Origin of the sequence: Rhodopseudomonas sp. BR0C11 (assembly GCF_010820945.1) — a bacterium.
Classification (GTDB): Bacteria; Pseudomonadota; Alphaproteobacteria; order Rhizobiales; family Xanthobacteraceae; genus Rhodopseudomonas; species Rhodopseudomonas palustris_H.
Genome location: NZ_QTKI01000151.1, coordinates 1 through 10,610, shown reverse-complemented (window position 1 = coordinate 10,610; position 10,610 = coordinate 1). Strand labels below are relative to the sequence as shown.

Below are 10,610 nucleotides of genomic sequence, written 5' to 3'. Positions count from 1 at the left end.
GTTCCTGCCCGGCAACTTCACCATCGACAATCTGATGCGGGTGCTGATCGGCATCGCGCTGTTCGCCGGCGCCTACAATGCCGAGGTCATTCGCGGCGGCCTGAATGCGATCCCGCGCGGGCAGGCGGAGGCGGCGAGCGCGCTCGGGCTGTCATATTGGAAGACCACCGGGCTGATCGTGCTGCCGCAGGCGTTGCGCCACGTCATTCCGGGCCTGGTCAACAGTTTCATCGCGCTGTTCAAGGACACCTCGCTGGTGTCGATCGTCGCGCTGTTCGATCTGCTTGGCCAGCTCCGCGCCGCATTTGCTGATCCGACCTGGTCGACGCCGACGACGCTGTTCACCGGCTTCGCGTTCACCGGGCTGATCTACTTCGTGTTCTGCTTCGGGATGTCGCGCTATTCGCTGTCGGTCGAGCACCGGCTCAACGCGCACCGGCGGACCTGACGGAAGGATCGATTGATGGCTGATACTCCGATCGTCTCGATCGCGGGCCTGAATAAATGGTACGGCGAGTTTCACGTGCTGCGCGACATCAGCCTCGATGTCGCGCGCAGCGAACGCATCGTGATCTGCGGGCCGTCGGGCTCGGGCAAGTCGACGCTGATCCGCTGCATCAACGCGCTAGAGGAGTTTCAAGAAGGCCAGATCGTGGTCGACGGCATCGACCTCGGGCCGACGCTGAAGCACGTCGACGAGATCCGCCGCGAAGTCGGCATGGTGTTCCAGAGCTTCAACCTGTTTCCGCACCTGACTGTGCTGGAGAACTGCACGCTGGCGCCGATCTGGGTGCGCAACATCCCGAAGAAGGATGCCGAAGCGACCGCGATGAAATTCCTGGAGCGAGTGCGGATTCCCGACAAGGCGAATAAGTATCCCGGCCAGATTTCAGGCGGTCAGCAGCAGCGCGTCGCGATCGCGCGGGCGCTGTCGATGAACCCGAAAGTGATGCTGTTCGACGAGCCGACCTCGGCACTCGACCCGGAGATGGTCAAGGAGGTGCTCGACACCATGGTCGACCTCGCCGAAGAGGGCATGACCATGCTGGTGGTGACGCACGAGATGGGCTTCGCCCGCGAGGTCGCGGACCGCGTGGTGTTCATGGATGCCGGGCAGATCATCGAGGCGAACGAGCCGAAGGAGTTCTTCGCCCATCCGCAGCACGCGCGCACCAAGCTGTTCCTCAGCCAGATCCTGCGCTGAGGCCGGACGATCGAAGCTGCGCTATCTGATGATCGTCGCCCGCGACGTGTAGCGCTTGGCGCTACTGACGGTGAACTGGCTGAAGGTTTCGCGAATGCGCTCGGCCGGCGTCATCTCTTCGTCGAAGTCGCTTATCCCCGCCGCGCCCGGCGTGTGTCGCGGGGCATAAAGCCGGCTGTCGTACAGCGACCGATCGAAGCGGTAGCTGTCGTCGCCGAACAGAGCATCTGAGACCAACAGCACAGCAACCGCCGCCACCAGCGTGGCGCCGAACGACCTGAACACGGACATGAGCCGACGCGCTCCTTGTTTTGCGCAAGGATCGGCCGGCGCCATGAAGTTTCAGTTTAATGCGCAGCGCCCCGTATGAGCACGGTTGGCGGCGGGTTAACGCGGTCGCTCAGGATGTCGCGGCCGCGCCTGTAGCCCTTGGCATTCAGGCCTGCTCGAACGGCACCTGGATCGTGCTCTTGGTCTCCATCCAGTCCGGCACCGGGAGGTTCTTGCTGCGCATGAAGTCCGGGTTGAACAGCTTGGACTGATAGCGGCTGCCGTAGTCGCACAGGATGGTCACGATGGTGTGGCCGGGGCCGAGATCCTTGGCGAGGCGGATCGCGCCGGCGACGTTGATGCCGCTCGAGCCGCCGAGGCACAGGCCTTCGTGTTCGAGCAGATCGTAGATCAGCGGCACTGCTTCATCGTCGGTGATCTGATAGGCGTCGTCGATCTGCGCGCCTTCCAGATTGGCGGTGACGCGACCCTGGCCGATGCCTTCGGTGATCGAAGAGCCTTCCGACTTCAGCGCGCCGTGCTTGTAGTAATTGAACAGCGCCGAGCCCAACGGGTCGGCGAGCACGATGCGGACCTTCGGATTGAACTGCTTCAAGCCGATCGATACGCCGGCCAGCGTGCCGCCGGAGCCGACCGCGGCGACGAAGCCGTCGACCTTGCCATCGGTCTGATTCCAGATTTCCGGCGCAGTCGTCTCGATGTGGGCCTGGCGATTGGCGACGTTATCGAACTGATTGGCCCAGATCGCGCCGTTCGGTTCGGTCTTGGCAAGCTGCGCGGCGAGGCGGCCGGACAGCTTCACGTAGTTGTTGGGATTGGCATAGGGGACGGCGGGCACCTCGATCAGTTCGGCGCCGCACAGCCGCAGCATGTCCTTCTTTTCCTGGCTCTGCGTGCTCGGGATCACGATCACGGTGCGGAAGCCGAGCGCGTTGGCGACCAGCGCCAGCCCGATGCCGGTGTTGCCGGCGGTGCCTTCGACCACGACGCCGCCGGGCCGCAGCGCGCCGCGCTTCACCGCATCCTGGATGATGAACAGCGCAGCCCGATCTTTCACCGACTGGCCCGGATTCATGAACTCGGCCTTGCCGAGAATGGTGCAGCCGGTCTGTTCCGACGCGCGCTTCAATTTAATCAGGGGCGTATTGCCGATGGCGTCGACGACGTCGTTCTTGATGCTCATGCTGTCCGGCTGGTGACGTTGCGGGCCCTCAAGGTAAGAGACCGGACGGCACGAGACAAGGCACGCATGCCGCCGTATTGAGCAAACGCGGCGACCATGCAGCCGAGATCAGCCTGCCTTTGCGAACACCACTTGGCGGACGTCGATGTTTCCGGACAGGAAGCCGGCTTCGCAATACGACAGGTAGTATTCCCACAACCGGCGGAAGCGGTCGTCGAAGCCTTGCGACGTCAGCTTCGGCCACGCGGCGCGGAAATTGTCTCTCCAGGTTGCGAGCGTCTTGGCATAATCTTCTCCAAACACCCGCTCGCGCACCACCGGCACGCCGAACGTCTCGCCGAGTGACTTCAGCACGCCGGGTGAGGGCAGCATGCCGCCGGGGAACACATAGCGCTGGATGAAATCGACCTCGCGCCGGTAAGTCTGGAAGAAGCGATCCTGGATGGTGATGGCCTGGATACCGACCAATCCGCCCGGCATCAGCCGATCGCGCAACTGTGAGAAGTATTTCGGCCAGAATTCCTCGCCGACCGCTTCGATCATCTCGATCGAGGCGATGCGGTCGTAGCGGCCGCGCTCGTCGCGGTAGTCCTGCAGCCTGATCTCGACCTTGTCGGCGAGGCCGGCCTCGAACATCCGCTTCTGCGCGAAATCACGCTGTTCCCGGCTGATCGTCAGGCCGACGAGGCGGACGTCGAAGGTCTTGGCGGCGTATTCGGCAAAGCCGCCCCAGCCGCAGCCGATCTCCAGCACGGATTGGCCCGGCCTGAGGTCGATCGCCTCTGCCAGCCGCTGATATTTGTTGATCTGCGCCGCGGTGAGATCGTGGGTGTGATCTTCAAACAGCGCCGATGAATACGTCATGCTCGGATCGAGCCAGGCGGAGTAGAACTCGTTGCCGATGTCGTAATGGGCGTAGATGTTCTTGCGCGCCTGCCGCTTGGTGTTCCGGTTGAACCAGTGCCGCACCATCTGCACCAGTCGCATCAGCGGATTATCCGCCAGCATCGCCTGGATCATCTCGTGATTGACGCAGAACAGATACAGGAACTGGGTGAGATCGGGCGTGTCCCACTCGCGGTTCAGATAGGCTTCGGCGATTCCGATGTCGCCGCCATTGATCAGCCGCGATGCAAACGCGTAGCTGTGCAGCCGCATCTCGGCGGCGGGGCCGGGCTCGGCGCCGCCGAGGCGGAAGCGGCGGCCATCGGGGAGGGTGACGTCGAGCGTGCCGCGCTGCAGCCGCGCACCGAACGCCAGCGCCATCCGGACCAAGCGCGGCAGATCGGCCACACGGTCATCGACGTTGTCGGGGGTCAGCGCTACTAACTCGGACATTCCAGTTCCATTGCTTGCGCCCAGCGGGACGGGAGCAACGCCGGGCTCATACTTTAGCTTTAGTGAGTATAAGCATCGTGACCGCCGGCTGCAAAGCCGGTCGGAGGCGGCGGTGACGCCGGACGCGGAACGAGCTTGGCACCCTTGATCCACAGCCGCAGCGCTTCCCAATGGATCGCGGCGATCACTTTCAACGTCATCAGCGGTAGCGCGAGGAACGCCTGTAGCAGCGATGCGGTCGACAGAACCCGCTGCGTGCCTGCAAAAGTGGCAGCAAGCACCGGACCGTCCGCGTCGGTCTCGAGAATCCGCAAGCGCACGATTTCGTCCGGCGGCACGATGCGGAAGTGATAGCGCATCGCCATCTCGATGAAGGGCGAGACGTAGAACAGCTTGTCCTGCTCCTGCCGCAGACCGGCGGGCCCGAGTTCGCCGGCACTCACGGGCAGCACATAAGGATGGATGTCGCCGAAGGTATTGCGGACTTCGTAGATCACCACCGCGAGGGCGCCGGAGGCGTCGTAGCAGAAATACACCGACAGCGGATTGAAGGTGTAGCCGGCGATCCGCGGATAGGTCAGCAGCAGCACCCGGCCGCCGCTGAGGTCGACGCCCTTCGCCGCGGCACTGGCCTGAGCGTAGGCGCGGAGCGAGGTGCCATCGCGCGGGCCGTGATCGGTTTCATGGAAGCTGTACAGCGCGCGCCGGTTGACGCCGAATAGCGGCGACATCCGGTCGGCCTCGTCCAGACGATCGAGATCAATCAGCAGCGACATCACCCGGTATTGGAAACGGTGCCCAACCGGCTTCAGCCGTGCGTGCATCACATCGCCGACATACAGCGACGCGGCCGCTGCGGGCGGCGCGCCGCGGGTCGAGGATGTTGGGGCGGCGAGGGTGCCCATGGTTATTCGGCCGCTTCGCGGAATTCCGACGGCGGGCCGCGCCACGGCACCGGGGCGCCGAGATGTTCGGCGACCGCAAGACCGGAGCGAAGCCCGTCTTCATGGAAGCCGTAGCCGGTCCAGGCGCCGCAGAACCAAGTGTTGCGATGGCCCTGGAGCTCGCCGACGCGGCGCTGCGCTGCGAATGCCTTGGCGGTGTATTGCGGATGGTCGCAGGCGTAGCGGCCGAAGGTCAGTTCGGGCGCGGGCTCGAACGGCGGGTTGAGACTGACGAACAGCGGCTTGTCGGCATCGATGCCCTGCAGCCGGTTCATCCAGTAGGTGACGGCGACGTCGTTGACCGGCGAACCCTCGCGCTGCCAGCGAAGGAAATTCCACGACGCCCAGGCGCGCTTACGCTTCGGCATCAGCCGCGGGTCGCGATGCAGGTACACCATGTTGGGCGCGTAGCCGATGCTGCCGAGGATGTCGCGCTCGACGTCGCTGGCGTCCGAGAGCATCGCCAGCGCCTGATCGCTGTGGGCGCCGATCACTACGTGATCGAACACGCCGAGGCCGCCGAGGCTGTCGCGGACGATCACGCCCTTCGGCGAGCGCTCGATCGAGGTGACGGCGGCGCCGAGCCGCATGTCGTCCTTGAAGGCGCTGGTCAGTTTCTCGACATAGCGCGCGCTGCCGCCCTTCACGGTGCGCCAGATCGGGCGTTCGTAATGCAGCAGCCGATGGTTGTTGAAAAAGGCGACGAAATTCTCCGCCGGGAAATCCAGGATCTCCGACGCCGGTGCCGACCAGATCGCGGCGCCCATCGGCGCCAGATAATCGGTCAGCAATCGCGGCGCGAATCTGCGGCTGGTGAAATAGTCGCCGAGCGACAGGCCGGCGAGGGCGCCGGTCTTGAAGTCTTCGACGCTCTGCTCGTTGAAGATCAGGATATGGCGGAGCATCTTCAGATATGACGGCGACAGCAGATTGCGGCGCTGCGCGAACAGCCCGTCCGCCGTTTCCAGCCAGTTCGATCCGCCGCCCTTCCATTCGAATCGTCCGGCGTCGGCACTGACCGAAAAGCTCATGCAGCTTTCGACGGTCTCGACGCCGAGATGCGCGAACATCGCGGTGAGGTCGGGATAGTTGAGCTGGTTGTAGACGATGAAGCCGATGTCGACCGGGATCGAAGTGCCGTCGTAATCGACCGTGACGGTGTGGCTGTGGCCGCCAGCGCGCAATTCGCGCTCATAGACTGTGACAGGATAGCGCTGGGACAGCGCCCACGCGGCAGCATTCCCCGCGATTCCCGTTCCGACGATAGCAACGCGCATTCCAAGCCCCCTCTAGCCCACCGGCGACCGAGTTACGGCATCCAGGCTCGAGAGTTTCAGCACGTCCGGCAGCGAAAAAATTCGAAGGGCGGGCAGGGAATCGTCCTCGGACGGCCGTATCAGCAGATGAAATCTTTGTAAGCTTTGCCGCATTCGGCGGGGCCGTCAAGCTGAGGGAACACCGATGGAATCGGGAGAATCGCACGGCCGAAGCCGGCTCAGGCGGCGGTATACCGGAAACAACTTGTCACTGAACGCGGCGATGACGGCCCTGTGCGTCGGCGTTTCCGCCCGTTACAATGCCGGCTGGCTTTCAAACAGCAGTCTTCCGTGATCGAGTTGCAAGTGACTGGCAGAGAACATCGTGCGCCGAAGTCGATCGTGGCGCGGCGTGCGCGGCTTTACGCCGCGCCGGGAGATGGATCGCGCCCAGCATGAGCACCACACTTCGCTACCTTGGCCGCGCAGCCCGACTGGTGGTGGCCTCGGCGCTGGTCGCTGCGTCCGGCGGCTGCATCCTCACGCAAGATCTGCCCGATCCCGCGCTCGACCTGCCGAATCGCTACAAGGCTGCGTCGCGCACCGCGGTCGAGAAGCCGCCGGCGCTGGATTGGTGGCGTGGCTTCCGGTCGGCCGAGCTGACGCAACTGATGGAAGAGGCGCAGACCGTCAATCTCGACGTCGCCGCCGCGGTCGCGCGTATCCGCCAAGCCGATGCGCAGGCGCGGATCACCGGCGCGGCGCTGCTGCCCAGCCTCAGCGCCAGCGGCAACGGCAGCCAGGTCAAGACCTCGGGCTCGAACATCTCCAACACCACGATCGCCGGTCGCCGCTACAGCACCTATTCGTCGTCGCTCAGCGCGTCTTACGAGATTGATTTCTGGGGCAAGAACCACGACGCCGCACTCGCGGCCGAGGAGACCGCCACCGCGAACCGATTCGACCGCGACACGGTGATGCTGACCACGATGGCGAGCGTCGCCAACGCGTATTTCCAGGTGCTCGCCGCCCAGGACCGGATTCGCACCGCCGAAGGCAACATCAAGAGCGCCAGCCGGATTCTCGACGCGATCAAGCAGCGTCTCAAAGCCGGCACCGGCACCGATCTCGACGTGGCGCAGCAGGAGAGCGTGCTGGCGAACCAGCGCGCCGCGCTGCCGCCGCTGCGGCTGACGCTGGCGCAAAACGTCAACGCGCTGGCGACGCTGGTGGCGCGCCCGCCCGAGAGCGTGAAAATCGCCGGCGGTTCGCTGACGCGGCTGTCGTCCCCGCGAGTGACGCCCGGTCTGCCGTCCGATCTTCTGACCCAACGGCCTGATATCCGTCGCCAGGAAGCGCAGCTTGCGTCCGCAACTGCGAATGTCGGCAGCGCGCGGGCGCAGTTCTTCCCGACCATCCAGCTCACCGCGCAAGGCGGCTATCAGAGCGCAGCGCTGGCGTCGCTGTTCACGCCGCAGGCGACGTTTTCCAACATCGCCGCGGGGCTGACGCAGCCGATCTTCGATGGCGGCCGGATCCAGGGCAATTTCGATCTGACGCAGGCGCAGCAGGAAGAGCTGCTGCAGACCTATCGCAAGACCGTGGTGTCGGCATTCGCGGACGTCGACAACGCGCTGGAGTCGATCAAGCAGAACACCGAGCGGCTGCGGCTGCAGCGCGAGGTGGTGGCGTCGTCGCGGCGCGCCTTCGATCTCGCCGAACAGCAGCTCCGTGCCGGCACCAGTGACATCGTCACCGTGCTGAATACGCAGCTCACGCTATTCCAGGCCGAGGACGCGCTGATCCAGACGCAGCTTGCGCGTTTCCAGGCGATCGTCAGTCTGTTTCAGGCACTCGGGGGCGGCTGGGAGCCAAAGATGGAAAGAACGGCCGATGCTCTTTAAGCCGGATGCGAAGGATACGTCCGGCGCCGGGCCCGGACGCAACGGTTGGGGCCAGCGCCTGCGCCGCCGCAGCGTGTCGCTGCTGCTGGTCGTGGCCATCCTCGGCGGGCTCAGCTTCATCGCCTGGCGCGCGATCCAGACCAAGCAGGCTGAACGGCGGATGCCGCCGGACCTCGCCGTCCCGGTGTTGGCGGCGACGCCGAAGGTTGCCGATGTGCCGGTGTATCTCGACGGCGTCGGCTCCGTGAAGGCGCTCGCTACCGTGACGGTGCGCGCCCAGGTCGACGGCAAGCTGATCGCGGTAAATTTCACTGAAGGCCAGGACGTCAAGGCCGGCGACGTGGTGGCGGAGATCGATCCGGCGATCTATCAGGCGCAATACGATCAGGCGGTCGCCAAGAAGGCGCAGGACGAAGCCCAGCTCGCCAACGCCCGGATCGATCTGGCGCGCTATCAGCAGCTCGCCGCCTCAAATGCCGGCTCCAAGCAGCAGGCCGACACCCAGAAGGCAACCGTGGCGCAGCTCGAAGCGCAGGTGCGTTCCGATCAGGCCGCGATCGATAATGCCGCGGCGACGCTGAGCTACACCAAGGTGGTGGCGCCGATCTCCGGCCGCGCCGGCCTGCGCCAAGTCGACAAGGGCAACATCGTGCACGCCTCGGACGCCACGGGCATCGTGGTGCTGACGCAGCTCAAGCCGATCGCGGTGCAGTTCAGCCTGCCGCAGCAGCAGATCGTGCGGGTCAACGCCGCGGCGGCCGAGGCGCCGCTGCCGGTCGACGTGTTCGGCAATGACGGCGTCACCGTGGTCGATACCGGCATGCTGAAAGGGATCGACAATCAGGTCGATCAGACCACCGGCACGGTGAAGCTGAAGGCGGAATTCCCCAACGCCAAGCTGCAGCTCTGGCCGGGCCAGTTCGTCAACGTCCGGCTCAAGGTCGACACCTTGAAGCAGGCGATCGTGGTGCCGGTGTCCGCGGTGCAGCGCGGACCCGCCGGGACGTTCAGCTACATCATCGGCGAGGACAATATCGTTCATGCTCGCCCGGTGAAGGTGACGCAGCAGAACGAAAGCGAGGCCGTGGTCGCCGAGGGGCTGACGCCCGCTGACCGGGTGGTGACCACCGGCTTTGCCAATCTGGCCGACGGCGCCAAGGTGACGATCGGCGATGCGAGCCAGATTCCGACCGCCGATCTCGCTCCGCAGAAGCGCCGCCGTCCGCCGGGTGCTCAGGGCCAGGGTGGCAACGAAGCCGGCGAGGGGCAGGGCAAGCGCCGCCGCGGTGAAGCCGGCCAGCAGGCACCGGCCGCAGGCGGAGCCCCGTCGTCGGGTGCGCCCAAGGCGCCCTGACGCGGGTCCGCTGCCAGCGCGACGGGGGCGGATGCCGGAGCGCGAGACGTCAGGACGCAACGCTGAGGTGAGTTTTCATGGGCGTATCTGAGCCGTTCATCCGACGTCCGATCGCGACCTCGCTGCTTGGCGTGGCGCTGATGATCGGCGGTCTGCTCGGCTATCTGGCGCTGCCGGTGTCGGCCCTGCCGCAGGTCGATTTTCCGACCGTGCAGGTGACGACCCAGCTCCCAGGCGCCAGCCCTGACGTCGTGGCGTCACTGATCACGGCGCCGCTGGAACGGCAGCTCGGCCAAATTCCGTCGCTGACGGCGATGACCTCGACCTCGTCCTATGGCGTCAGCCAGGTGTCGCTGCAGTTCGACCTCAACCGCGATATCGACGGTGCGACCCAGGACGTGCAGGCGGCGATCAATGCCGCCGCCGGCATTCTGCCGAAGAACCTGCCGTACCCGCCGGTCTATGCCAAAGTGAATCCGGCCGATGCGCCGGTGATGACGCTGGCGCTGACCTCGACCACGGTGTCGCTGCGCACCATGAGCGACCTTGCGGACACGCTGATGGCGCAGCGGCTGGCGCAGATCTCCGGCGTCGGCCGCGTCTCGGTGCTCGGCGGGCTGAAGCCGGCGGTGCGGGTGCAGGCCGATCTGGCCCGGCTCGCCGCCTACGGCATCTCGATGGAAGACCTGCGCACGGCGATCGCCAACGCCAACGTGTCGGGGCCGAAGGGCTCGCTCGACGGCGCCCAGCAAGCCTACACCATCGCGGCGAACGACCAGATCGCTGCCGCAGATGCGTACCGGCCGATCATCGTGGCGTACCGCAACGGCTCGCCGGTGACGATCGGCGACGTCGCGCAGATCGTCGACGGGCTGGAGAATGAGCGTACCGGCGCCTGGTACCAAGGCACCCCTTCCGTCATTCTCGACATTCAGCGCCAGCCCGGCGCCAACGTCATCGACGTGGTCAAGGGCATCCGCGCCGAAATCCCGCGGATCCAGCGGCTGGTGCCGGCCGGCGTCAAGCTGACTGTGGTCAGCGACCGCACCGAAACCATTCGCGCCTCGGTGCACGACGTGCAGTTCACGCTGCTGCTCAGCGTGGTTCTGGTGACGCTGGTGGTGCTGCTGTTCCTG

At 65.3% G+C, this 10,610-nt stretch carries 10 protein-coding genes; 5 read left to right on the top strand and 5 right to left on the bottom strand.

The annotated features are described in order from the left end of the window. A partial coding sequence (locus tag DYI24_RS13460) for an amino acid ABC transporter permease (protein WP_164572651.1) occupies positions 1–448 on the top strand: 448 nt, incomplete at its 5' end. A 15-nt stretch (positions 449–463) separates the two neighbouring features. Further along, complete coding sequence (locus DYI24_RS13455) at positions 464–1,204, top strand: amino acid ABC transporter ATP-binding protein (RefSeq protein ID WP_107344547.1); 741 nt, start codon at positions 464–466, stop codon at positions 1,202–1,204. Between the two features lie 21 nt (positions 1,205–1,225). On the opposite strand, the gene DYI24_RS13450 is transcribed toward DYI24_RS13455, so the two are convergent. From DYI24_RS13450 to DYI24_RS13430, 5 genes are all read right to left on the bottom strand, one after another. Further along, on the bottom strand, positions 1,226–1,495 hold the full coding sequence (locus DYI24_RS13450) for a hypothetical protein (RefSeq protein ID WP_164572650.1): 270 nt from the start codon (positions 1,493–1,495) through the stop codon (positions 1,226–1,228). Between the two features lie 145 nt (positions 1,496–1,640). Beyond that, complete coding sequence (locus DYI24_RS13445; RefSeq protein ID WP_164572649.1) at positions 1,641–2,678, bottom strand: cysteine synthase A; 1,038 nt, start codon at positions 2,676–2,678, stop codon at positions 1,641–1,643. 108 nt (positions 2,679–2,786) lie between these two features. Next, positions 2,787–4,016 carry an SAM-dependent methyltransferase gene (locus DYI24_RS13440; protein ID WP_107344550.1) on the bottom strand — a complete coding sequence of 410 codons (1,230 nt, stop codon included), beginning with the start codon at positions 4,014–4,016 and terminating at the stop codon, positions 2,787–2,789. Positions 4,017–4,075: 59 nt separating this feature from the next. Then, positions 4,076–4,921 (bottom strand): DUF1365 domain-containing protein, encoded by an 846-nt coding sequence (locus tag DYI24_RS13435; protein WP_164572648.1) that lies wholly within the window; start codon positions 4,919–4,921, stop codon positions 4,076–4,078. Between the two features lie 2 nt (positions 4,922–4,923). Continuing rightward, positions 4,924–6,237 (bottom strand): NAD(P)/FAD-dependent oxidoreductase, encoded by a 1,314-nt coding sequence (locus DYI24_RS13430; protein WP_164572647.1) that lies wholly within the window; start codon positions 6,235–6,237, stop codon positions 4,924–4,926. 434 nt (positions 6,238–6,671) lie between these two features. On the opposite strand from DYI24_RS13430, the gene DYI24_RS13425 reads away from it, so the two are divergent. From DYI24_RS13425 to DYI24_RS13415, 3 genes are all read left to right on the top strand, one after another. Further along, positions 6,672–8,120, top strand: a complete 1,449-nt coding sequence (locus DYI24_RS13425; protein WP_164572646.1) for an efflux transporter outer membrane subunit — start codon at positions 6,672–6,674, stop codon at positions 8,118–8,120. After that, the gene (locus DYI24_RS13420) at positions 8,110–9,474 is read left to right on the top strand and encodes an efflux RND transporter periplasmic adaptor subunit (protein ID WP_164572645.1); all 1,365 of its coding nucleotides are present in this window, start codon (positions 8,110–8,112) and stop codon (positions 9,472–9,474) included. Before DYI24_RS13425 ends, DYI24_RS13420 begins: the two co-directional genes overlap by 11 nt. Positions 9,475–9,551: 77 nt before the next feature. After that, positions 9,552–10,610: efflux RND transporter permease subunit (locus DYI24_RS13415; protein WP_205523506.1), on the top strand; the 1,059-nt coding region annotated here is incomplete at its 3' end.